A 23,960-nucleotide genomic window follows, 5' to 3' on the forward strand; every position below is an offset into this window, starting at 1 on the left:
GGGCAACGGCGGCTTGCGGGACAGAATAAACCCGCACGAACCTGGAGTCAGCCGCGCGCGCCGTGCTTCGTGTACGTGACGCGCGCCCACCGTTTTGCTAAAGCTTAGCGCATGCCGGGCAACATGCCCTTCATGCCGCGCATCATCTTCTGCAGATTGCCGCCCTTGAGCTTCTTCATCATCGTGCGCATCTGGTCGTACTGGTTCAGCATGCGGTTGACTTCCTGCACCTGCACGCCCGCGCCTGCGGCAATGCGGCGCTTGCGGGTGGCCTTGATCAGATCGGGCTTCGCGCGCTCCAGCGGGGTCATCGAGTTGATGATGCCTTCCATGCGGCGCATCTGCTTTTCGGCCTGGCCCATGTCGGCGCCGGCGGCGGCCTGCTGGAACTGCGCGGGCAGTTTGTCCATCAGCGACGACAGGCCACCCATGCCCTTCATTTGCGTGAGCTGCGCGCGGAAATCGTTGAGGTCGAAGTCGCCGCCTTTTTTGACCTTGTCGGCGAGCTTCTGCGCGGCTTGAACATCTACGCCGCGTTGCGCTTCTTCGACGAGAGCGAGAATGTCGCCCATGCCGAGAATCCGGTTCGCCATCCGATCCGGATAGAAGATTTCGAGGCCGTCGAGTTTTTCCGCGACACCGACAAACTTGATCGGCTTGCCCGTCACGTGGCGCACGGAGAGCGCCGCGCCACCGCGCGAGTCGCCGTCGAGCTTGGTGAGGACCACGCCGGTGAGCGGCAATGCGTCGCTGAACGCCTTGGCGGTGTTCACCGCGTCCTGGCCGAGCATTGCGTCGACGACGAAGAGCGTTTCCGCCGGTTTCAATTCACCGTGAAGCGCGGTGATTTCCTGCATCATCGCTTCGTCGATACCCAGACGGCCGGCCGTGTCGACCAGCAGCACGTCGTGGTAGTGGCGCTTGGCCCAGTCCACGGCGGCGCGTGCGATGTCGACCGGCTTCTGGTCCGGTTCCGACGGGAAGAAATCCGCGCCGACCTGCTCGGTCACCGTCTTCAGCTGCGCGATAGCGGCGGGGCGGTAGACGTCGCACGAAACTGTCAGCACCTTCTTCTTGTACTTCTCGCGCAGCAGCTTGGCGAGCTTGCCGACCGTGGTCGTCTTACCGGCGCCCTGCAGACCCGCCATCAGAATGACGGCCGGCGGCGTGACTGCGAGATTGAGCTCGACCGCCTTGCCTTCATAGTCGCCGCCGATGATCGCGGTCAGCTCGCGCTGCACCACGCCGACCAGCGCCTGACCCGGCGACAGACTGCTGATGACTTCCTCGCCAAGCGCCTTTTCCTTCACCTTGGCGATGAACTCGCGCACGACGGGCAGCGCCACGTCGGCCTCGAGGAGCGCCAGGCGAACTTCGCGCAGCATTTCCTGGGTGTTCGCCTCGGTGAGCCGGGCTTCGCCGCGCAGTGTCTTGACGACGCGCGCCATCCGTTGAGTCAGATTGTCGAGCATGGGGAGCGATGAACAGTGCGGCCCGCGCAGCACGCGACGTGGAAGACGTCGCGGAGTAGGGGCCTAGTGTAAACTTCGAATATGGATATTGTACTGTATGCCCTCACTGCGCTCCTCTATGGCGGTCTTGCCGTGGCAGGCTGGCGCTCGCACCGGCACGCCGCCGCGCGTCCCATGCTGGAGAGCGTGCCGCCGATGCCCGCTGCCGCGCGTATTCCGGTCGCTTCGGCCGCATCGGGCATGAGCACGCCGGGCCGTGCGCTGTTGTTCGTCGCGCTGCTCGCGCATGGCGTGCTGCTGCATGCCACCATCTTCCCGCAGAATGCGATGGTGTTCGGCTTCGCGTTCGCACTGTCGGCCATGTTCTGGCTCGGCGCGGGCATCTACTGGATCGAGAGTTTTTTCTTTCCGCTCGACGGCCTGCGCCTGCTCGTGTTGCCGCTCGCGTGCATCGCGTCGCTGTTGCCGCTGGCGTTTAACGGCGTGCGCGTGCTGCCGTACGCGGCCGCGCCGATGTTCAAGCTGCACTTCCTGATCGCCAACATCGCGTATGGTCTGTTTGCGATCGCGGCGCTGCACGCCATTCTGATGCTGCTCGTCGAGCGGCGTCTGCATGCGATGCGCGGCGGCCTCGCGCAACGGCACGCGGCCGCCGCGGGCAACGGCTGGCTGTCGAGCTGGCTCGACACGCTGCCGCCGCTGCTGACGCTGGAAAAGCTGCTGTTCCGTCTGATCGGCGCGGGCTTCGTGCTGCTGACACTCACGCTCGTGTCGGGCATCCTGTTCAGCGAGCAACTGGTCGACCGCGCGCTGCGGCTCGATCACAAAACCGTCTTTGCGATTCTTTCCTGGGTGATGTTCGGCGCGTTGCTGACCGCGCGCAAGGTGTCCGGCTGGCGCGGCCGTGCGGCATTGCGCTGGGTGCTGGCGTCGTTCGTCGCGCTGTTGCTGGCGTACGTCGGCAGCCGTTTTGTCTTCGAGGTGCTGTTGCACCGTGCCGTAGTGTGAGCGTGTCCCCATGCGACAAATTTTTTTGCTGATTCTGCTGTTCATCGTCGGCCAATGGCTGGTGAAGGCGGTGCGCCGTCACGATGCGCAAACGGCCCGCCGAACCGGCACGGGCGCGCAGGGCGCCAGCGCCAGAAGCGCCGATGGTGCTGCCAGCGGCGGCGCGCAGCCCACCGCCGCGCCGCAACTCGCGGAGCCGATGATCCGCTGCGTCGAATGCGGCGTGCACGCGCCGAAGAGCGACTCGGTCGAGGTGGCGGGGCAGCCGTTCTGCAGCGCCGCCCACGCGCAGCGTCACGGCGCGCGTCCCTCGGGCCGCGACGCTCGATGAGCGTCGAATTCGCCGTCGATGCAGACGGCTGGGTCGCCGCCGCTCGCCAACTGCCATCGCCGAATTTCGAAGCGCGGCCCGCCGGGGCCGTGCCGACGCTGATTGTCGTCCACAACATCAGCCTGCCGCCCGACGAGTTCGGCGGCACGGCGATCGCCGAACTGTTCCAGAACACGCTCGATTGCGATGCGCACCCGTACTACGACTCGCACCTGCGCGGCGTGCGAGTGTCGGCGCATTTCGTGATTCATCGCGACGGCGCGCTCGCACAGTTCGTCTCGTGCAACGCGCGCGCGTGGCACGCGGGGCCGTCGAATTTTTTCGGCCGCGAGCGCTGCAATGATTTCTCGATCGGCATCGAACTGGAGGGCAGCGACACGACTGCCTTCGAAGCGGCGCAATACCGCACGCTCGGTGCCCTGGTGAGCGCGCTGAAGGCGCGCTATCCGGTCGATGCGCTGGCCGGTCACTCGGACATCGCCCCCGGTCGCAAGACCGATCCAGGGCCGCATTTCGAATGGCAGCGGCTGCAAAAAGATACAGCGCTTGCGGATCAGTACTTCCCCTATCTCAAGTTTTCCAAAACGCTGTAGCACCCCTTCGCGCGAGTTCGCGTGATGCGAGGAGAGCAAGGCGTGGCCTCGTTCTCGGGGAGGCGGCTTCGCAGCGCGCGATGCAAAAAGTCAACCCCGACGGCCCAAATAAAACGATTTGACCTGACTTGAATCTCCACTATACTTGGTGCCGTAGATTCAGTCGCACACTATATCTTGTGTCGAGTGTGCATAACTGTGTGGATAACCCAGTGCATAAATCAGCGGCGCCCCGTTCGGTCGAACACGGCGCCGCAAGCATTCCAGCAGAGAAAAAATTTTGGGGCACAGCCGGTAGAGACCTCCGGCCGCACCTAGAAGCATTCAGGAAAAGGGCACAGCAAGTGATCGCGACACACCCGATGAAGACCGTGACGAATTCGAACCAGGCGTCATCGCAGTCGCATCCCGCCAGCCAGGCCGGCCGACCTTTTTCCTACCCCTCAGCGCTGCCGCTCGCGGCGGCGCAGCGTTCGATTTAATCCGCGGCACTCGCCGCACCATTTCCAGGACCAGGAGCTTTGCACATGCAAACCACCGACAACGTGACGACCCGGTACGAGGGTTCACCGACTGGCCAGGCCTTTGGCCAGGCACAAGGCGCTCAGGCGCTCGCGCCGCAGACGACCTACGCCGACTACAAGGTGATCCGTCGCAATGGCAGCGTGGTGTCGTTCGAGCCGTCGAAGATCGCCATCGCCGTGACGAAGGCGTTCCTCGCCGTCAACGGTGGTCAGGGTGCGGCGTCGGCGCGCGTGCGCGAACTGGTCGAGCAACTCACGCAGAGCGTGGTGCGCGCGCTCGTGCGTAGCCGCCCGAACGGCGGCACGTTCCATATCGAAGACATTCAGGATCAGGTCGAACTCGCGCTGATGCGCGGCGGCGAACATAACGTCGCGCGTGCTTACGTGCTGTATCGCGAGAAGCGCACGCAGGCGCGCGGTCACGACGAGCAGGTCGCCGCGAGCGCGCCGGGTCTGAACGTCACCGACAACGGCGTCACGCGTCCGCTCGATCTGGTCGCGCTGCGCGGCATCGTCGAATCCGCTTGCGCGAACCTGGGCGACGCCGTGAGCGCCGACCCGATCATCGCGGAAACGGTGAAGAACCTGTACGACGGCGTGCCGATGAGCCAGGTCTACGACTCGGCCATTCTCGCTGCGCGCACGATGATCGAAAAGGACCCGGCTTACAGCCAGGTCACGGCGCGCATCCTGCTGCACACGATCCGCCGCGAGATCCTCGAAGAAGAAGTCACGCAAGCCGAAATGGGCGAGCGTTACGCCGAATACTTCCCGCAGTTCATCAAGCGCGGCGTGCAAGCCGAACTGCTCGACGACAAACTGCTGCAGTTCGACCTGAAGCGTCTCGGCGCCGCGCTCGACAACAACCGCGACCTGCAATTCGGCTACCTCGGTCTGCAAACGCTGTATGACCGCTACTTCCTGCATCACGACAACGTGCGCATCGAAATGCCGCAGGCATTCTTTATGCGTGTCGCGATGGGCCTCTCGCTGAACGAGATCGACCGCGAAGCGCGTGCGATCGAGTTCTACAACGTGCTGTCGAGCTTCGACTTCATGTCGTCCACGCCGACGCTGTTCAACTCGGGCACGCGCCGCTCGCAACTGTCGTCGTGCTACCTGACGACGGTCGACGACGACCTCGACGGCATCTACGAAGCGCTGAAGGAAAACGCGCTGCTCTCGAAGTTCGCCGGCGGTCTGGGCAACGACTGGACGCGTGTGCGTGCGCTCGGCTCGCACATCAAGGGCACCAACGGCAAGTCGCAAGGCGTCGTGCCGTTCCTGAAGGTCGTCAACGACACGGCGGTCGCCGTGAACCAGGGCGGCAAGCGCAAGGGCGCGGTGTGCGCATACCTGGAAACGTGGCACCTGGACATCGAAGAATTCCTCGAGCTGCGCAAGAACACCGGTGACGACCGTCGCCGCACGCACGACATGAACACGGCGAACTGGATTCCCGACCTGTTCATGAAGCGCGTGATGGAAGGCGGCGACTGGACGCTGTTCTCGCCGTCCACCTGTCCGGATCTGCACGACAAGTTCGGCGCCGAGTTCGAAGCGGCTTACACGGCTTACGAAGACAAGGTCGCGCGCGGCGAGATCAAGCTGTTCAAGAAGATTCCGGCGGCGCAACTGTGGCGCAAGATGCTGGGCATGCTGTTCGAAACCGGCCACCCGTGGATCACGTTCAAGGACCCGTGCAATGTGCGCTCGCCGCAACAGCACGTCGGCGTCGTCCACTCGTCGAACCTGTGCACGGAAATCACGCTGAACACCAGCGACGCCGAAATCGCGGTCTGCAACCTGGGCTCGGTGAACCTCGTCGCGCACCTGAAGGAACAGGCCGACGGCACGCTCGCGCTCGACCACGACAAGCTCAAGCGCACCGTCAGCGTGGCGATGCGCATGCTCGACAACGTGATCGACATCAACTACTACGCGGTCGCCAAGGCGCGTAACTCGAACCTGAAGCACCGTCCGGTCGGCATGGGCATCATGGGCTTCCAGGACTGTCTGCACCTGCTGCGCACGCCGTACGCGTCGCAAGAGGCGGTTCAGTTCGCCGACACGTCGATGGAAGCGGTCTGCTACTACGCCTACTACGCATCGACCGAACTGGCGCAGGAGCGCGGCCGTTACTCGAGCTACCGTGGCTCGCTGTGGGATCGCGGCATCCTCCCGCAAGACTCGGTGAAGCTGCTCGCCGAAGCGCGCGGCGGTTACGTCGAAGTCGATTCGAGCGAGTCGATGGACTGGACCGAACTGCGTTCGCGCATCGCCACCTACGGCATGCGCAACTCGAACTGCGTCGCGATCGCGCCGACGGCGACGATCTCGAACATCATCGGCGTGTCGGCCTGTATCGAACCGACGTTCCAGAACCTGTATGTGAAGTCGAACCTGTCGGGCGAATTCACGGTGGTCAACGACTACCTGGTGCGCGACCTGAAGGCGCGTGGCCTGTGGGACGAAGTGATGGTCGCCGACCTGAAGTACTTCGACGGCACGCTCTCGCGCATCGACCGTATCCCGGCCGACCTGCGCGCGATCTACGCGACCGCGTTCGAACTCGATCCGGTGTGGCTCGTCGAAGCGGCCTCGCGTCGTCAGAAGTGGATCGACCAGGCGCAGTCGCTGAACATTTACATGGGTGGCGCATCGGGTAAGAAGCTCGACGAAATCTACAAGCTCGCCTGGGTGCGCGGTCTGAAGACGACCTACTACCTGCGCACGATGGCGGCGACGCACGTCGAGAAGTCGACGGTCGCGCACGGCGCACTGAATGCGGTGAGCTCGGGTGGCGGCGAAGGTTCGGGCGGTGCGGCAGGTGGCGCGGCAGGCGGCTTCGGCGTGAGCGGCGGTGCAGCGTCGGGCGGCATTCAGGCTGCTGCGGCAGCGCCGGCGGTCGCGGTCGAAGCAGCGCCGGAAGCGGATGGTCCGGTGTGCATGATGCGTCCGGGCGACCCTGGCTTTGAAGAGTGCGAGGCTTGCCAGTAAGTACGCGGCAAGCAGCAGGATCGCTGCTTGCTGACGGGTCGTAGGTGATGACCCGCATGCGGCGATCCGCGCACCCGATCGAGGTGCGGCAGAAGTGAAGTCGATGAGTGCTCCAGCTTCGATCGAGCGACCGATGCAGGTGAAACGAAGGTGACGCGATCGACGCCGAGCCGCTCATCGACAGCAGTGCAGGCAACTGAAGACGCAGCAAACTGAAGACATGAAGCGAGAGACCCGGCAGCAGAGCGGGGCTCGGCAGTCGGCGGCACCAGACGAAGCGCGCGGCACAGCGCGCTCAGCAAACGGCTTCGAACGATGGACCGCTCAATCAGGTGGCCGCATGCATCGTTCGACATGGCATTGAACTTCACCTCGCTCACGCTGACGAAGTGGCCAATGCGAGGCAGCAGTCAGCAAGCAGTCGGCAAGCGTAAGACGCTGCAAACACACTCCGCGATACAGATAGATAGAGCAGCGAAATGTCGCTTCGACACGTTGCTCTTCGAGCTCGCGAAGCATGTCGACGACACACGTTCAACACGCTTCACTCGAAGCGTCACACACAGTCTGTTGAACAAAGTGTTGTATGAACGTAGCAACGCGAATCGAAAACAGGATTTTTCGCGAGCGAACTCTTTTATCGCTCGTGAAAAGATGGTACAAACCGTTCTAAATTGATGGTGACATTTATGCTCAACTGGGATGACGAGATCACTGCCGTAACTCCCTCGAGCGGCGCGCAACAGAATGCGTTGCGCAACGCAGCGGGACCGGCTGTCGGTTCGCAAGTCGGAACGCGTTCCGCTCCTCATGCTCCCTCGGCTCAAGACGTGTTCGCGAACGACATCGCTGTCGCTCCCGTCGCTCACGCTTCCGGCGCGGCTGCCGTTTCGGAAGCGCGGGTCAATGTCGCCGACAAACGCATCATCAACGGCCAGACCGACGTCAATCAGTTGGTGCCGTTCAAGTACAAGTGGGCCTGGGAAAAGTATCTGGCTGGTTGCGCCAACCACTGGATGCCGCAAGAAGTGAACATGTCGCGCGACATCGCCTTGTGGAAAGACCCGAACGGTCTGACCGAAGACGAGCGCCGCATCGTCAAGCGCAACCTGGGCTTCTTCGTGACGGCCGACTCGCTGGCCGCCAACAACATCGTGCTGGGCACCTACCGCCACATCACGGCGCCCGAATGCCGCCAGTTCCTGCTGCGCCAGGCGTTCGAAGAGGCGATCCACACGCACGCTTACCAGTACATCGTCGAATCGCTGGGCCTCGACGAAGGCGAAATCTTCAACGCGTATCACGAGGTCACCTCGATCCGCGCGAAAGACGAATTCCTGATTCCGTACATCAACGTGCTGACCGATCCGGGCTTCAAGACCGGCACGCTCGAGACTGACCAGACTCTGCTGCGCTCGCTGATCGTGTTCGCCTGTGTGATGGAAGGCCTGTTCTTCTACGTCGGCTTTACACAAATCCTGGCGCTCGGCCGCCAGAACAAGATGACCGGCGCGGCGGAACAGTACCAGTACATCCTGCGCGACGAGTCGATGCACTGCAACTTCGGCATCGACCTGATCAACCAGATCAAACTCGAAAACCCGCAGCTCTGGACGGCTGAGTTCCGCGCGGAAATCCGCGAGATCTTCCAGCAGGCGGTCGAACTCGAATATCGTTACGCAGAAGACACGATGCCGCGCGGGGTGCTCGGCCTCAATGCGTCGATGTTCAAGAGCTATCTGCGCTTCATCTGCAACCGCCGTTGCCAGCAGATCGGTCTCGATCCGCTGTACCCGAACGAGGAAAACCCGTTCCCGTGGATGAGCGAGATGATCGACCTGAAGAAGGAACGCAACTTCTTCGAGACACGAGTGATCGAATATCAAACTGGCGGCGCGCTGACCTGGGAGTGATCCGGGTTCGTGTCGCAGATGCATTCATCGATGGGGATGCCGCCGGCTTCGGCCGCGGCAATTTTGGTTAGGAGCAGAACCGCCTGATGCAAAGCGTGCCCGGTGCCTTAGCGGCCCACAAACATGACAGGCACTTTGCGAACCCTTCAGTGGGATGGGCAGACTTCCCCCCGGAAAAAGTCGCTGGCGACGCCGCCAGCGGCTCGATCAAGCAATTGCCGGCGTTCCGCTTGAACGCCGACCAGATCTGGCGCGCGGTGCCTTGTGGCACGGCGCGCCTTACCGCATTCATTAGCGTAAGCGCGCGGCACCTGCGTACGCCGATGAATAGCCCGCTTCGTAGCGCGCGCCCTGAGAAGCGTCCGCGGGAAGCGGGTTTTGACGAAGGGTGTAGTTTGAACTGACTCTCATCTGAAAACCTGAAGGAGAAAATGATGGCAACTGCAAAGAAAGCCGCCGCTAAGAAACCCGCAGCGAAGAAGGTCGCAGCGAAGAAGGCTGCCCCGGCTAAGAAAGCTGCTCCGGCAAAGAAAGTCGCTGCCAAGAAAGTCGCAGTGAAGAAGGTTGCAGCGAAGAAGGCAGCACCGGCTAAGAAGGTTGCGGCGAAGAAAGCTGCGCCGGCCAAGAAGGTTGCAGCCAAGAAAGTCGCAGCGAAGAAAGTTGCTGTGAAGAAGGTCGCGGCGAAGAAAGCAGCACCGGCGAAGAAAGCCGCAGTGAAGAAGGTTGCAGCGAAGAAGGCAGCACCGGCGAAGAAGGCCGCAGCGAAGAAGGCTGCACCGGCCAAGAAGGCTGCTGCGAAGAAGGCGGCGCCCGCGAAAAAGGCTGCTGCTAAAAAGGCTGCGCCTGCGAAAAAGGCTGCCGCTAAAAAGGCTGCGCCTGCCAAGAAGGCTGCTGCGAAGAAGGCGGCTGCTCCTGCGAAGAAGGCTGCTCCTGCGAAGAAGGCTGTCGCCAAGAAGGCAGCGCCTGCACCCGCAGCGACTTCTGTCTCGAGCGCACCGGCGGCGACGGTGAAGACCGCGCTGAACCCGGCAGCGGCATGGCCGTTCCCGACGGGCAGCCGTCCGTAAGCAGTCGATAAGCAGTAGAAATACTTCGGCACGTCGCACGATGTGTCCGATGATCGAGTGGCGCTTAAGCGGTGGTAAGCGCTACTCGGTCAGGGTCCCGTTGCTGGTTTCCGGCGGCGGGATTTTTTTTGCCCGGCGTTTTGACGAGCCCGTTTGCGATCGATTGAGGAGCGGCTGAGAGTGGTTCGGTGGAAAAAGCTGCAGGCGAAAAAAAACGCATGCACAGGGGAGGGCATGCGTCTGAGGTCGTCGCGGCGGCGTGTCAGCCGGCCGCGCGAGAGGGAAAGCTTGAGTTAGTGCGTGACGCGCGTGACGCCGCCGCTGGAGAGAAGCCGCACGCGGTCGCCCGCGCGGAAGATTTCGCCGGTGGTGGTTTGGGTGACGGCGCGCATGTCGCCATTGTCGAGCCGCACGGTGATCTCGACGCCGTCGCGCATCGCGACGCTGTTCTCGACCGCATTGCCGGCAACCGCACCGCCTATGCCGCCGATGATGCCCGTGGCGATCGAGCCGCGGCCGCCGCCGATCGTGCTGCCGGCCAGTGCACCCAGCGCGCCGCCGCCGACCGCGCCCAGTCCGCTCGGCTGGCCGTTGTTCGAGCTGATGCGTACTGCGCGCACGCTGTCGACCGTGGCCATGCGGACCGTCTGTTCGCGCTGTGCCTGCGACGCCGTGAAGACGTTTGGAGAACTGCTGTTGCTCGCGCAACCCGACATGGCCAGCGAACCGGCGATCAGCGTAGCGACGATCAGGCGACTCGTTGTTCTCATTCCCTAACTCCCATAGCTCTCGGTATCAAGGCAGGCTGTAACCGAACGCCTGCGCGAACCGTTCGTTGATCTCCGCCCGGGTGGGCGCATAGTTTTGCGGGCCTTGCTGCTCGATTTTCAAGGCACCCATCAGACTCGCGAGGCGTCCCGTGGTGGCCCAGCCAAGCTTCTTCTCGATACCGTACAGCAAGCCGCCGCGGAATGCATCGCCACAGCCGGTGGGATCGAGCACCTGCTTCGCCTCGACTGCCGGAATGCTTTCGATGCCGCCGGCATGATGGATCTGTGCACCCTGTGCGCCGAGCGTGATGATCAACGCTTCGACCTTGCCGGCGATCTCTTCGATCGACCAGCCGGTCTTGTTGCTCACCAGCTTGGCTTCGTAATCGTTGACAGCTACGTAGGTGGCAAGTTCAATCATGCGCCGCAGCGTAGCGCCGTCGAAGAGCGGCAAGCCCTGGCCCGGATCGAAGATGAACGGCACGCCAGCGGCCGCCAGATGTTCCGAATGCTGGATCATGCCGTCGTAGCCGTCCGGTCCCACGATGCCGAGCGTGATGCCTTTCGCTTCGTCGGCGCGGTTCAGATGCGACTGCATCATCGCGCCCGGATGGAACGCGGTGATCTGATTGTTTTCCAGGTCGGTGGTGATCATCGCCTGGGCCGTGTAAGTGTCCGGCACGACGAGCACGCTTTCAGTCGACAGCCCGAGCTGCTCGAAGCGCTCGACGTAGCGCTGCGCGTCCACTGCGCCGAGCGTGCCCATGATGCGTGCGTCGCCGCCGAGCAGATGCAGCGCGTAAGCGATGTTGCCCGCGCAGCCGCCGAACTCGCGGCGCATGGTCGGCACGAGAAAGCTCACGTTCAGGATGTGGACCTGCTCCGGCAGGATGTGCTCCCGGAAGCGCCCTTCGAAAGTCATGATGTTGTCGTAGGCGAGCGAGCCGCAAATGAGCGTAGCCAAGGCGAGCGTTCCTGTAAAAATGCGAGGGAGAGAGGGCGCGCGACGATGCGACAACGCCGCGCTCAAGGCGCGGCGCCGGGCTCGTGCGCGAGGGATTTACTTCAGCGCGGCGAGTGCTGCGTCGTAGTTCGGCTCGTTCTTGATTTCGCTAACCAGTTCGGCGTGCACGACCTTGTCGTTCTCGTCGATCACCACCACGGCGCGCGCCGTCAGGCCGGTCAGCGGGCCGCTCGTCACGTCGACGCCATATGCTTGCGCGAACTCATGGCCGCGGAACGTCGAGGCCGTGACGACGTTCTCGATGCCTTCGGTCGTGCAGAAGCGCGACGCGGCGAACGGCAGATCGCCCGACACGACGATCACGGCCGTGTTGGTCAGCTTCGCGGCGGCTTCGTTGAACTTGCGGGTCGAGGTGGCGCAGGTCGGCGTGTCGAGGCTCGGGACGATGTTCAGCACCTTGCGCTTGCCCGCGAAATCGGCGAGCGTCAGCGGCTTCAGATCCTTGCCGACCAGCGAGAAAGCGGCTGCGCTCTGGCCCACCGACGGGAACGTGCCGGCTACTTCGATCGGGTTGCCACCCAGCGTGACTTGACTCATGTTGTTGCTCCGAAAATTCGTCAGTAATGACGGTGAAAGCGCCCAGTCATGGCCGGGCGCACGAGGGTGCGTTACGGATAGAAGATCTGTACGCGGAAATTGGAGGCGACCGCCGTGCCCGTGTCGAGATGCACGATCATGGTTTGCGTCGTGTGCGCCGGCAGGCCGGCTGCGATCGCCGTGCCGGGCGCCACATAGTCTTGCGGCCACAGCACGCGCCGCACGGCCACGTTGTTCTGGTCGTCGAGCAGGGTGAGTTCGATGGCGGGATAGGCGAGCGCGATGCCGTAGCGGTTGTGCAGCGGCATCTTCAGTTCGAGCTTGTGCGGGCCGTCGATCTGCCGCAGATCGGATGGTTCGACCTGCAAACCGTCGATGTCGTGCGGCGGCGTCAGCTGGCAGCCGAGATACGAGCAAGCCTTCACATACAGCGTCTGCGTGCGCGGCAGATACACCTGCACGGTTTCGCGCTGCCACCATGCGAGTTGCGCGAGCAGCAGGAAAACCAATACCAGCCCCACAATCGATGCCGCAATCGCCTGGCCCACGCGCCGCGCGTCGGCGGGGCGGGTTTCGCGCACGACCGGGAAGGGGTCGCTGCCGTCGTTCACGGGGTTGACGGAGAAGGGTTCGCCGCCCGAAGCGGCCGGAGCCGCACCACCGATGCCGGGACCACCGGGACCGCCCGTGCCTGACCCGCCCGCACCCGCAGCTGCGCCGAAACCGGCCGCGCCCAGATCCGCGGCGGCGCCTAAGCCCGAGGTGCCGAAATGCGGTTCATTGTCGGCGATGCCATGCAAGCTCGCCGTTTCACCGAGCGCCGGTTCGGACGCGCGGCCGGTCTTGTGCCAGACCCGCGGCGCTTCTTCCACGGGCGGCTCGTCGTTGGCCCGGTACGCGTAGGGGTCGAGCGGCGCGTCGGCCAGCACGGGTTCGTCGTCGGGGGGCAGGGGCTTGCTGAAGACGTCGGCCGGCAGTTCCGGTTCGACGGGCTGATCGGGTGTGCGCGGGGCGCCCGCGTCGGTCGAGACGGGCGCGAGCGGCACATTGCCGGCCTTGTGCAGCAGACGGTTGTCGATGGAGGCGTCGGGCACGGGCGCCCCCGGGTCCCACGCTTCGGCGCTGAAGTCGGGGTCTGGGTGACGCACGCCCGACAGCGCCTCGATTGCCGCCGCAGCGGCGACCGGTTTGGCGGTGGAGAAGTCACCGCCTCCGGTGACGTCGAACAGGCTGCTCGACGCGTCGAATACTTCGTGGCAATGCCCGCAGCGCACGAGCCCACGGCGCTGCGCGAGCTGCGCCGGTTGCAGACGGAAGACGGTTTCGCAGAAGGGGCAGCGCGTCGCCAGGAGCATATTGAGCCGGTAAGCCAGAAGGCCGATGGTTGGACAATACGCCTTATTCTAATGGCTTTCGCGGCGCGTTCCCGTGAGACATACCCAGCCTTCGTGTTCGCGCCACACGCCGATGTCGATCCAGCGCGCGTAGACCTGCGCGACTTCATCGGCCTGCCGCGCCAGAATGCCGGACAACGCGATCCGGCCGCCCGGCTTGACCTTCGACGAGAGCATCGACGCCATCAACTTGAGCGGGTTGGACAGGATGTTGGCGACCACGATATCGAACTCGCCGGTGGGACATTCGTCAGGCAAACCGTAGGTGACTTCGGCCCGGTTGCGCTCGCTGTTGTGACGCGCCGACTCGACCGCTTGCGGGTCGATGTCGATGCCGTACACGGGATTCGCGCCGCACTTTTTCGCGAGGATCGCGAGGATGCCGGAGCCGCAGCCGTAATCGAGCACGGACTGCTCGGGCTTGACCGATTGCTCCAGCCACTCCATGCACAGACGCGTGGTCGGATGGCTGCCCGTGCCGAACGCGAGGCCCGGGTCCAGTTCCAGCACGAGTGCTTCGGGGTCCGGCGCATCGTGCCACGACGGCACGACCCAGATGCGTTCACCGATCGGAATCGGGTCGAACTGCGATTGCGTGAGCCGCACCCAATCCTGTTCCTCCACTTCCCGCACGGTGAACGACGGCGAGCTTTCCAGCCCGATTTCATTCGACGCGGCGGTCAGCAACACTGCCGGCTCGTGTTCCGGCGCAAGCAGCGCGATTACGCGCGAACGCTGCCAGGCCGTGCGATCCGGCGTGAGACCGGGCTCGCCGAACAGCGGCTGCTCGTCGGGCGTGTCGGCGTCCGCGTCTTCGACCGATACGGACAACGCGCCCAGCTCGAGCAGCGCGTCGGAAAATTCCTCCGCGTGCTCGCGTGCCAGCTCGGCGATCAGTTCCCGGTAGCTCATGACTTACGCTTCTTCCGGCGCGGCCTGCAGCTTCGCTGCCAACCGGTTTTCGAGGTAGTGAATGCTGGTGCCGCCTTCGACGAACTTCGCGTCCAGCATCAGTTCGCGGTGCAGCGGGATGTTGGTCTGAATGCCTTCGACCACCATCTCCGACAGCGCGATGCGCATGCGCTTGATCGCCTGCTCGCGGGTTGCGCCGTAAGCGATCAGCTTGCCGATCATCGAATCATAGTTCGGCGGCACGAAATAGCCGTTGTACGCGTGCGAATCGACGCGGATGCCGGGGCCGCCCGGCATGTGCCACGAGGTCAAACGACCCGGCGACGGAATGAACTTGAACGGATCTTCGGCGTTGATCCGGCATTCGATCGCATGGCCCTTGAACACGATGTCGCGCTGACGGAAGGCGAGCTTCTCGCCGGCCGCGATGCGGATCTGTTCCTGCACGATGTCGACGCCCGTGATCAGCTCGGTCACCGGATGCTCGACCTGCACGCGCGTGTTCATTTCGATGAAGTAGAACTCGCCGTTTTCGTACAGGAACTCAAACGTGCCCGCGCCCAGATAGCCCATCTTCTTGCAGGCATCCGCGCAACGGTCGCCGATGCGGTCGATCAGACGGCGCGCGATACCCGGCGCCGGCGCTTCCTCGATCACCTTCTGGTGGCGTCGCTGCATCGAGCAGTCGCGCTCGCCGAGCCAGACGGCGTTCTTGAACGAGTCGGACAACACCTGGATTTCGATGTGCCGCGGGTTCTCCAGGAATTTCTCCATGTAGACCTGCGGGTTGCCGAACGCGCGGCCGGCTTCTTCGCGGGTCATGTTGACCGCGTTGACCAGCGCCGCTTCGGTGTGCACCACGCGCATGCCGCGGCCACCGCCGCCGCCGGCGGCCTTGATGATGACCGGATAGCCGACCTGGCGGGCAATCTTCACGATCTCTTTCGGATCTTCCGGCAATGCGCCTTCCGAGCCCGGCACGCAAGGCACGCCGGTCTTGATCATGGTCTGCTTGGCCGTGACCTTGTCGCCCATCATCCGGATCGTTTCCGGGCGCGGGCCGATGAACGTGAAGCCGGACTGCTCGACACGCTCGGCGAAGTCGGCGTTCTCCGACAGGAAGCCGTAACCGGGGTGGATCGCTTCGGCGTCGGTCACTTCGGCCGCGCTGATCAGCGCGGGCATGTTCAGATAGCTCAGGTTCGAAGGCGCCGGGCCGATACAGACCGCCTCGTCGGCGAGCTTCACGTACTTGGCTTCCTTGTCGGCTTCCGAATAGACGACGACCGTCTTGACGCCGAGTTCGCGGCAGGCGCGCTGGATACGAAGCGCGATCTCGCCACGATTGGCAATGAGAATTTTTTCAAACATAGCGGGTTTTCGACTCATCAATGGGCGCCGGGTTGGCTGCAACACCGGCCGCCTCAGAGGATCGGTCGCGCGCCTTTCGAACAGCGGGCGCGCGGGCGGCGAACAATGCGTGCCGCGTTAGCCGACCACGAACAGCGGTTGGCCGTACTCGACCGCCTGGCCGTTTTCGACGAGGATTTCCTTCACCACGCCGGACTTGTCCGACTCGATTTCGTTGAGCAGCTTCATCGCTTCGATGATGCAGATCGTCTGGCCTTCCTTGACCGTGTCGCCCACCTGGACGAACGGGTCGGCGCCCGGCGACGGCGCGCGGTAGAACGTGCCGACCATCGGCGAGGTGACCACGTGGCCTTGCGGCGCGGCGACTGCCGGCGTCGCCGCAGCGGCTGCGGGCTGCGCTTCTGCGCCCGGCGCTGGCGGCTGTTGCGCGTATTGCGGCGCATATGAGGCGGACGGTTGCACGTAAACCGGCGGCGCATTCTTGACGATGCGCACCTTGCCTTCGCCCTCGGTCACTTCGAGTTCGGAGATACCGGACTCCGAGACGAGGTCGATCAGAGTTTTCAGTTTACGTAGATCCATCAGGAAGCCCCTTTCAATGCGTAAAGTGCCGGCGTTTGCAATCGTGCAGTGGCCGGCTCAAATTAGTCGTTTGGATTCAGCCGCGCGACGAGCCGGCGGCGAGCCGGTCGAGCGCGAATTCGAGCGCGTACAGATATCCCTTCCAGCCGAGGCCGCAAATCACGCCTTCTGCCTGGTCGGAGAAATACGAGTGATGCCGGAACGGTTCGCGACGATGCACGTTCGACAGGTGAATCTCGACGAACGGGATGCCGACCCCTGCCAGCGCGTCCCGAATCGCCACGCTGGTGTGCGTGTACGCGGCGGGATTGATCAGTATGAAATCGGTGTTTTCAGTCCGCGCGGATTGGATGCGATCGACCAGCGCGCCTTCGTGATTGCTCTGGAACGACGCGAGTTCCACGCCTGCGTCCGCCGCGCGGTCCGCGAGCGCCTGATCGATCTGCGGCAGGGTCACGCGACCGTAGACCTCGGGTTCCCGGGTGCCGAGAAGGTTGAGGTTGGGCCCGTGCAGTACCAGCAGTCGCGTCATGGTCGCTTCTTTTTCCGTGGAATTGGGCGCACTTTAGCGCTGATTAGAGAAACTTGTCTAGTTTCCCGGACGTACGGAGCGACGCTCGCGCCGCTGCGCCGTCGCGCGGGGCGCCCATCTTCTCTCAAATTCACGCGATTTGCGCGTATTTTTGCGCGTTCCGCACGGAATCTGTCAGCAAAAGAATGCGAAATTTAAAGGGCGTCGAGTGTCTGCCGGAGCGCGGTGGGGTCGATTTGCCCTAATTTTGTCGAGCGGACGTTGCCCTTCGCGTCGATGACGACGGTGAACGGCAGCCCGCCCGCGTTGTTACCGAACGCGCGGGCAAGGTCCGCACCGCCGAAGCCGGTCACGTAGACCGGATAGGCCACCTTGACCTTCTGCAGGAACGCCTGGATGTTTTTCTGCGAATCGACGCCAAGTCCGACGAACTGGATCCCTTTCTTCGCATATTCGCGCTGCAGCTGCGACAGTGCCGGCATTTCCTCGACACACGGGCCGCACCACGACGCCCAGAAGTTGACGACGATTGGATGCCCTTTGTGCAAACTTAGCGACTGCGGCTTGCCGTCGACGCTGGTAACCGGCGCGGCCCATAGCTGCTCGACCGCGTTGCGCGGCGAGCCGGCCTGGGCTGCGTGCGCGACCTCGGCGCCGCCGTTGAGCCAATGATTGGCCAGCACGCCGCCGCCCGCGGCAACGAGGGCGACCAGTGCGCCCGCCAGAATCCGTCTCGTGTTCATGCTCGGTGTGTCTAATTAGTGGGAAGGGGTGGCTTCGCTGTTGTCGAGCAGCGCCTGGACCGCCTGCAGATTCGCCCGAGCCGTGCGGCCGCGCGCATCGGCCTTAACGGCGCCGCGCAGGTCATCCGTTTCGTACAGCGCGACATGGATGCCGACCGGTTCCGCGTCGCGCCCCTCGTTTACCGGGCGCCACAGGAAACTCAGCGTCTCGACGTAGCCGCGGCCGGCAAAGTGCCGCGTTTCCGACACGTCGTATTGAATGTTGGCGTTTAGAAAGTAGATCGCGACTTCCTTCGGGTTGTCGCAGAACGCCTGCAGATGCACGTCGGAGTGTTCGCCCGCCGTGCCGCCTAGCACCGCGCCGGTCAGGTAGGGGTTGAACGGCGCGAGCCGCTCCATCCAGTCCAGCGCGATGCGGCGCAGTCGCCGCAGCAGCGCCGGCTGGCTATCGCCCTGAAACAGCGACTGATATTCGCGGATTTCTTCTTCGATCTGGTCGTTATCCGGCAGCCATTCGCCGGCAACACGAGTCTCGCCGACGACTTGGCGCGCCGCTTTGCGCTTGGCCGTGGCGTAGTCCAGACCGTCCTCGGCGATCATGCGCGCAGCCGCGATGGCGATTTCCTCGCGCACGCGCTGCGGATCGAAATGTGATTTGCGGACCATCCGTCAATCATACTAGAGATTGCCGACGTGCCTTTTCGGGCGGGGGCACGCCGCCCGGCGCGCGAGGCGGCGCGGGCGAGCGTGATTGGCTCGCGGGGGGGGCGCGGATGCTGTCGGTTACAATAGCGTCCTTTGCAGACGGTCGTTCCGGCCGCTTTGCAGCACTCCCATCCCTCGCAAAAAACGCCCGCGCGGCACGACAGGCTTATGCACATCCACATCCTCGGCATCTGCGGCACGTTCATGGGCGGTCTCGCGGTGCTCGCGCGCGGCGCGGGCCACACCGTGACCGGTTGCGACGCCGGCGTCTATCCGCCGATGAGCACGCAGCTCGAGGCGCAAGGCATCCGTCTGATCGAGGGTTACGACGCGGACCAGTTGAACGGCCTGAACGCGGACCTGTTCGTGATCGGCAACGTGGTTTCGCGCGGCAACCCGCTGATGGAAGCGATTCTCGACCGCGGCCTGCCGTACGTCTCCGGCCCGCAGTGGCTCGGCGAGCACGTGCTGAACGGCAAGTGGGTGCTGGCGGTGGCCGGCACCCACGGCAAGACCACCACCAGCTCGATGCTCACCTGGCTGCTCGAAGACGCCGGCCTCAATCCGGGTTTCCTGATCGGCGGCGTGCCGCTGAACTTCGGCGTGTCCGCGCGGCTCACGGATTCGAGCTTTTTCGTGATCGAAGCCGACGAATACGACACCGCGTTCTTCGACAAGCGCTCGAAGTTCGTCCACTACCGGCCCAAGACGGCGGTGCTCAACAACCTCGAATTCGATCATGCCGACATCTTCCCCGATCTCGCCGCGATCGAGACCCAGTTCCATCATCTGATCCGCACGGTGCCCGGCATCGGCCGGGTGGTGACGAACGGCCGTGAAGATGCGCTCGAACGCGTGCTGACGCGCGGCTGCTGGAGTGAGCTCGAGCGCTTCGGCGTGCAGGGCGGCTGGGAAACTCTGCCCGCCGAAGACGGCGTGCCGGTCGACGAACGCTTCGCCGTGTATCACAACAGCGAGCGCGTCGGCGTCGTCGAGTGGCAGGTGCAGGGCGAGCACAACCGCATGAACGCGCTGGCGGCGATAGCCGCCGCGCGCCACGTCGGTGTACCGCCGGCGCAGGCCGCGAAGTCGCTGGCGAGCTTCCGCAACGTGAAGCGCCGCATGGAAGTGCGCGGCAGCATCGACGGCGTGACCGTGTACGACGACTTCGCGCATCATCCCACCGCGATCGACACGACCGTGGCCGGGCTGCGCGCGCGCGTCGGCCGCGACAACACGCGGATTCTCGCCGTGCTGGAGCCGCGCTCGAACACGATGAAGCTGGGCGTGATGAAAGCGCAATTGCCCGCCAGCCTCGCCGACGCCGACCTCGTGTTCGGCTACGGCGCGCCGAACGGCCGCGACGCACTCGGCTGGAATCTCGGCGAGGCGCTCGCACCGCTCGGCGGTAAGGCGCAGGCCTTCGACAATCTCGACGCGCTGGTCAAAGCGGTGGTCCATGCCGCGCGCCCCGGCGACCAGATTCTGGTGATGAGCAACGGCGGCTTCGGCGGCGTGCATCAGAAGCTGCTCGACGCCCTTTCCGCGCGAGGCAGCTCGTGATTCTCTACCTGCACGGCTTCCGCTCGTCGCCCAATTCGTTCAAGGCGCGCGTGCTGGCGGCGCGTCTTGCCGAACTAGGCCGCGCCGACGAATGGTGTTGCCCGATGCTGCCCGTTTCACCGTTCGACACGGTCGCGCTCGCCGAATCGCTGGTGGATGCTGCAAAACCGAAGAACGTGACGGTGATCGGCAGCTCGCTCGGCGGCTATTTCGCCACGCATCTGGCAGAGAAGCACGGCTGGCCGGCTGTGCTGCTGAACCCGGCGGTCGTGCCGCAGCGCGACCTGAGCGCCTATCTCGGCGAGCAGCCGTTGTGGCATGGCGGCGGCAGCATCGTCGTCGAACCGCGTCATCTGGATGAACTGCGCGCGCTCGGCGTCGCGTCGATCACGCGGCCCGAACGCTATTATCTGATGGCCGCCACCGGCGACGAAGTGCTCGACTATCGCGAAATGCTTGCGCACTATCCCGGCGCACGCACTACGCTGATCGAAGGAAGCGACCACGCGATCAGCGAGTTCGCGCAATACGTCGACGAGGTGCTGGCCTTTTGCGTCGCCGAAGACGTCGAGCCGCCGGCGCCGCGCGAAGCGGCATGAAGTAATAGCGGTCCGAAGCGTCGTGATGTTGCGTGCCGACGCGGCGGTCCGAAGCGACGTCCTGAGCAGCGGCTCAGGCGCGCGACCTGGCGGCGAAGCCGCCGCCGGTTACCGATGCATCTGACCCGCAGTGAAGCCGCTGCCTGTCACCAGATTGGAATCAGATTCAAGCCGCCGGCGCGCGTATCCGTACGTAAGGCGCCGCGGATCCACTACCACGAACACGTTGCCGTGCCGCGCACGCAGTGACCGATCGCTGAACGAAATCGGGCGCGCCGGCAGATGCAAGTCAGAACGAGAGTATTGAGTGAACGTTTTCTTCGAGGAATCGGGCAGTTTCAAGGCAGGCAGCGTGCTGTCGCGCCAGGGTGACGCGTTTCAGGTCGAGTTGCCGGGCGGCCGGCGTGCGAAGGTGCGCGCCAAAGACGTGCTGATCGAATTCGACAAGCCGAGCGCGGCCGAGCTGATGCAGCAGGCCGACGCCGCCGCGCAGGACATCGACCTGGACTTCCTGTGGGAATGCGCGCCTGACGACGAATTCCCGTTCGCTACGCTGGGCGCCGAGTACTTCGGCGAAAGCTTCGGTTCGATCGAGCGCGCGGCGCTGGTATTGCGCATGCACGGCGCGCCGGTGTACTTCCGCCGCAAGGGCCGCGGCATGTATCAACGCGCGCCGCAGGAACAACTGAAGATGGCGCTGGCCGGCCTCGAACGCAAGCGTCAGCAGGCGCTGGTGCAGCAGGGCTACGAGGAAGAACTGAAGGCCGGCCGTTTGCCGGAAGCCTTCGCGGGCAAGACCGCGCTCGCGTTGCTGACCAAGCCGGACAAGAACACGATCGAATACAAGGCGCTCGAAGGCGCGGCCGCCGCGCGCGGCATTTCGCAGGCGCGCCTGATGCTCGAATGCGGCGCGATCCCGTCGGCGCGCGCGCTGCACGAGGCGAGATTCCTCTCCGAGTTCTTCCCGCACGGCACGGGCTTCCCGCCCGTCAGCGTTGGGAGCCTGCCGGAAGATTTGCCGGAAGCGAACGTCGAGGCGTTCTCGATCGACGACATTACCACCACAGAAATCGACGACGCGTTCTCCGTCGAGCACCTGGCCGACGGCCGTGTGCGGATCGGTGTGCACATCGCCGCGCCGGCGCTCGGCATCCAGCGCGGCGACGAAGTCGACGCGATCGCGCGCACCCGCTTGTCGACCGTCTACATGCCGGGCGACAAGATCACGATGTTGCCCGACAGCGTCGTCGAAGCATTTACGCTGGCTGAAGGCGGCTTGCGGCCGGCGCTGTCGCTGTATGTGATCGTGAATCGCGAGACCCAGGAGATCGTCGCGAGCGAAACGCGCGCCGAGCGTGTGTTCGTGAAGAACAACCTGCGCCATAACACGCTCGACGAACTCGTCACCGAAGACGCGCTCGCCGCCGGCACCGGCGACTATCCGCACAAGGAAGACATCGCCGTGCTGTGGCCGTTCGCGCAGGCGCTGTTCGAAAAGCGCCAGACCGCGCGCGCGGGCTACGGTCTGCGCCGCGAAGTGCAGCGCAATACGGACTTCAACTTCTACGTGGAAGGCGAGCACATCACGATCACGCCGCGCCGGCGCGGTTCGCCGCTCGACACGATCGTCGCCGAACTCGCCATTCTCGCCAACTCGTCGTGGGGTGCGTTCCTGCACGACCACGGCGTGCCGGGCATCTACCGCACGCAGCGCGCGTTCGGCGCGCCGAGCGGCCCGAAGCGCACGCGCATGCAGACCAACGCCGCGCCGCACGAAGGCCTCGGCGTCACGCAATACGCGTGGAGCACGTCGCCGCTGCGCCGTTACGTCGACCTGGTGAATCAGTGGCAACTGATCGCCTGCGTGCAGCATGGCGTGACCGCGAAACTCGCCGCGCCCTTCAAGCCGAAGGACGCCGATCTGTTCGCCGTCGTGCAAGGCTTCGACGACACTTACACCGCGTATGCCGATCATCAGCGCCGCATGGAGTACTTCTGGTGCCTGCGCTGGCTGAAGCAGGAGAACCGCAAGCAGGTGGTGGCGTCGGTGGTGAAGGGCGATCTCGTGCGCCTCGAAGAGATTCCGTTGCTGCTGCATGTGCCGGGCCTCGGCGTGCACGCGCGCGGCACGCGTTTGCAGATGGAAGTGATGTCGATCGACGAGCTGACCGTCGAAGCGTCCGTGCGTCTGTTGCACGTGCTCGACGCGCCGACCGTGACGAGCGGCGCCGAAGCGGAGGAAGCGGAGGAAGCGGAGGAAGCGGATGAAGGCGATGACGAAATCATCGGCGCGGCCGACGACAGCGCCGAAGGCGAAGCCGAGGCGCAGGCCGAAGCCGAACTGGACGGCGACGCCGCAGCGGCCGATGCCGATACCGACAACGACAACGACGACGACAGTGCAAGCGGCGCAGCCGCCGATCAACACATCGCGGAGCCGGGACGATGAGCGCCAGTCAGACACGTGAGCGCTATGCGGTCATCGGCAATCCGGTCGGCCATAGCAAGTCGCCGTTTATTCACGGCCGTTTCGCCGAGCAAACCGGCGAGCCGCTCGAATACGGCGCGCTGCTCGCGCCGGTCGACGCATTCGTGCCGCACGTGCGCGCCTTCATCGACGCGGGCGGACGCGGTCTGAACGTGACCGTGCCGTTCAAGCTCGACGCGCATGCGTTCGCCACGACGTTGTCGCCGCGCGCGGCGGCAGCGGGTGCGGTGAACACGTTGCGCTTCGACTCGAACGGCATCTATGGCGACAACACCGACGGCGTCGGTCTCGTGCGCGACATCGAGGTGAATCTCGGCGTGTCGCTGAAGGGCGCGCGCATTCTGTTGCTCGGCGCGGGTGGCGCCGCGCGCGGCGTGGTGCTGCCGATGCTGGAGCGCACGCCGCATACGCTGACCATCGTCAACCGCACCGCGGCGAAGGCCGAAGCGCTGGTCGATCAATTCGCGCAGGCCGCGCGCGACGCCGCGTGCCGCCTGACCGGCGGCAGCGCGCGCGCGATCGAAGCCGGCCAGTACGACGTGATCGTCAACGCGACGGCGGGCAGCCTCGACGCGTCGTTGCCCGACTGCGACGACCGCGCGTTCGGCAACGGCTCGCTCGCGTACGACATGATGTATGGCGCGCATCCGACCGTCTTCATGGAACACGCACACAAGCTGGGCGCGCGCGGGGCCGACGGTCTCGGCATGCTGGTCGAACAGGCCGCCGAATCGTTTCATGTGTGGCGCGGCGTGCGGCCCGACGGCGCGCCGGTGCTGGCCGAGTTGCGCGCGTTGCTGACGGCGCCGTCGCACGCGTAGAGCCGCGCATC

22 protein-coding genes are annotated in these 23,960 nt (G+C 64.4%); 11 read left to right on the forward strand and 11 right to left on the reverse strand.

The genetic code is table 11. The annotated features are described in order from the left end of the window. Nucleotides 1-104 precede the first annotated feature (104 nt). Nucleotides 105-1,472, reverse strand: a complete 1,368-nt coding sequence (gene ffh, locus HV770_RS03195; RefSeq protein ID WP_121315750.1) for a signal recognition particle protein — start codon at nt 1,470-1,472, stop codon at nt 105-107. A gap of 81 nt (nt 1,473-1,553) precedes the next feature. Here ffh and HV770_RS03200 point away from each other — a divergent pair, with 81 nt between their 5' ends. The 7 genes from HV770_RS03200 to HV770_RS03230 all read left to right on the forward strand — a co-directional run bounded on the left by HV770_RS03200 (nt 1,554) and on the right by HV770_RS03230 (nt 9,908). Continuing rightward, nucleotides 1,554-2,480, forward strand: a complete 927-nt coding sequence (locus HV770_RS03200; protein WP_175158071.1) for a cytochrome C assembly family protein — start codon at nt 1,554-1,556, stop codon at nt 2,478-2,480. 10 nt (nt 2,481-2,490) lie between these two features. After that, nucleotides 2,491-2,811: a PP0621 family protein gene (locus HV770_RS03205; protein WP_175158072.1), complete on the forward strand. Its 321-nt coding sequence runs from the start codon at nt 2,491-2,493 to the stop codon at nt 2,809-2,811. Continuing rightward, nucleotides 2,808-3,404, forward strand: coding sequence for a 1,6-anhydro-N-acetylmuramyl-L-alanine amidase AmpD (gene ampD / locus HV770_RS03210; protein WP_175158073.1), 597 nt, complete (start codon nt 2,808-2,810; stop codon nt 3,402-3,404). Before HV770_RS03205 ends, ampD begins: the two co-directional genes overlap by 4 nt. 527 nt (nt 3,405-3,931) lie before the next feature. Further along, the gene (locus HV770_RS03215) at nt 3,932-6,928 is read left to right on the forward strand and encodes a ribonucleoside-diphosphate reductase subunit alpha (protein ID WP_175158074.1); all 2,997 of its coding nucleotides are present in this window, start codon (nt 3,932-3,934) and stop codon (nt 6,926-6,928) included. Nucleotides 6,929-7,617: 689 nt separating this feature from the next. Then, entirely contained in the window at nt 7,618-8,841 is a 1,224-nt protein-coding gene (locus tag HV770_RS03220; protein ID WP_121315744.1) for a ribonucleotide-diphosphate reductase subunit beta, read from the forward strand. Between the two features lie 86 nt (nt 8,842-8,927). Then, nucleotides 8,928-9,245: a hypothetical protein gene (locus tag HV770_RS03225; protein WP_175158075.1), complete on the forward strand. Its 318-nt coding sequence runs from the start codon at nt 8,928-8,930 to the stop codon at nt 9,243-9,245. Between the two features lie 30 nt (nt 9,246-9,275). Continuing rightward, nucleotides 9,276-9,908, forward strand: coding sequence for a histone H1-like repetitive region-containing protein (locus HV770_RS03230; protein ID WP_121315742.1), 633 nt, complete (start codon nt 9,276-9,278; stop codon nt 9,906-9,908). 293 nt (nt 9,909-10,201) lie between these two features. Here HV770_RS03230 and HV770_RS03235 read toward each other — a convergent pair whose 3' ends face one another. The 10 genes from HV770_RS03235 to HV770_RS03280 all read right to left on the reverse strand — a co-directional run bounded on the left by HV770_RS03235 (nt 10,202) and on the right by HV770_RS03280 (nt 18,439). Beyond that, nucleotides 10,202-10,678, reverse strand: a complete 477-nt coding sequence (locus tag HV770_RS03235) for an outer membrane lipoprotein (RefSeq protein WP_175158076.1) — start codon at nt 10,676-10,678, stop codon at nt 10,202-10,204. A 25-nt stretch (nt 10,679-10,703) separates the two neighbouring features. Beyond that, nucleotides 10,704-11,642: a carbohydrate kinase family protein gene (locus tag HV770_RS03240; protein ID WP_175158077.1), complete on the reverse strand. Its 939-nt coding sequence runs from the start codon at nt 11,640-11,642 to the stop codon at nt 10,704-10,706. 96 nt (nt 11,643-11,738) lie between these two features. Beyond that, nucleotides 11,739-12,239 carry a thiol peroxidase gene (gene tpx, locus HV770_RS03245; protein ID WP_121315739.1) on the reverse strand — a complete coding sequence of 167 codons (501 nt, stop codon included), beginning with the start codon at nt 12,237-12,239 and terminating at the stop codon, nt 11,739-11,741. A 71-nt stretch (nt 12,240-12,310) separates the two neighbouring features. Continuing rightward, nucleotides 12,311-13,594, reverse strand: coding sequence for a zinc-ribbon and DUF3426 domain-containing protein (locus HV770_RS03250; protein WP_175158078.1), 1,284 nt, complete (start codon nt 13,592-13,594; stop codon nt 12,311-12,313). 48 nt (nt 13,595-13,642) lie between these two features. Further along, nucleotides 13,643-14,545 (reverse strand): 50S ribosomal protein L11 methyltransferase, encoded by a 903-nt coding sequence (prmA, locus tag HV770_RS03255; RefSeq protein ID WP_175158079.1) that lies wholly within the window; start codon nt 14,543-14,545, stop codon nt 13,643-13,645. A 3-nt stretch (nt 14,546-14,548) separates the two neighbouring features. Further along, entirely contained in the window at nt 14,549-15,916 is a 1,368-nt protein-coding gene (gene accC, locus HV770_RS03260; RefSeq protein ID WP_020071265.1) for an acetyl-CoA carboxylase biotin carboxylase subunit, read from the reverse strand. 117 nt (nt 15,917-16,033) lie between these two features. After that, nucleotides 16,034-16,498, reverse strand: a complete 465-nt coding sequence (accB, locus tag HV770_RS03265; RefSeq protein ID WP_175158080.1) for an acetyl-CoA carboxylase biotin carboxyl carrier protein — start codon at nt 16,496-16,498, stop codon at nt 16,034-16,036. A 76-nt stretch (nt 16,499-16,574) separates the two neighbouring features. Continuing rightward, on the reverse strand, nt 16,575-17,030 hold the full coding sequence (aroQ, locus tag HV770_RS03270; protein ID WP_121315735.1) for a type II 3-dehydroquinate dehydratase: 456 nt from the start codon (nt 17,028-17,030) through the stop codon (nt 16,575-16,577). A 194-nt stretch (nt 17,031-17,224) separates the two neighbouring features. Continuing rightward, nucleotides 17,225-17,773, reverse strand: coding sequence for a TlpA family protein disulfide reductase (locus HV770_RS03275; RefSeq protein ID WP_175158081.1), 549 nt, complete (start codon nt 17,771-17,773; stop codon nt 17,225-17,227). 15 nt (nt 17,774-17,788) lie between these two features. Then, the gene (locus tag HV770_RS03280) at nt 17,789-18,439 is read right to left on the reverse strand and encodes a UDP-N-acetylmuramate--alanine ligase (protein WP_175158082.1); all 651 of its coding nucleotides are present in this window, start codon (nt 18,437-18,439) and stop codon (nt 17,789-17,791) included. A gap of 207 nt (nt 18,440-18,646) precedes the next feature. Between HV770_RS03280 and mpl the strand changes: the two genes are divergently transcribed. The 4 genes from mpl to aroE all read left to right on the forward strand — a co-directional run bounded on the left by mpl (nt 18,647) and on the right by aroE (nt 23,949). Continuing rightward, complete coding sequence (gene mpl / locus HV770_RS03285) at nt 18,647-20,041, forward strand: UDP-N-acetylmuramate:L-alanyl-gamma-D-glutamyl-meso-diaminopimelate ligase (RefSeq protein ID WP_175158083.1); 1,395 nt, start codon at nt 18,647-18,649, stop codon at nt 20,039-20,041. Then, complete coding sequence (locus tag HV770_RS03290) at nt 20,038-20,640, forward strand: YqiA/YcfP family alpha/beta fold hydrolase (RefSeq protein ID WP_121315731.1); 603 nt, start codon at nt 20,038-20,040, stop codon at nt 20,638-20,640. Before mpl ends, HV770_RS03290 begins: the two co-directional genes overlap by 4 nt. A gap of 307 nt (nt 20,641-20,947) precedes the next feature. Further along, complete coding sequence (locus HV770_RS03295) at nt 20,948-23,089, forward strand: ribonuclease catalytic domain-containing protein (protein WP_175158084.1); 2,142 nt, start codon at nt 20,948-20,950, stop codon at nt 23,087-23,089. Next, nucleotides 23,086-23,949 (forward strand): shikimate dehydrogenase, encoded by an 864-nt coding sequence (gene aroE / locus HV770_RS03300; protein WP_175158085.1) that lies wholly within the window; start codon nt 23,086-23,088, stop codon nt 23,947-23,949. The genes HV770_RS03295 and aroE overlap by 4 nt, the downstream gene beginning before the upstream one ends. Nucleotides 23,950-23,960: the final 11 nt, after the last annotated feature.

The organism is Paraburkholderia fynbosensis (assembly GCF_902859935.1).
Lineage (GTDB): Bacteria > Pseudomonadota > Gammaproteobacteria > Burkholderiales > Burkholderiaceae > Paraburkholderia > Paraburkholderia fynbosensis.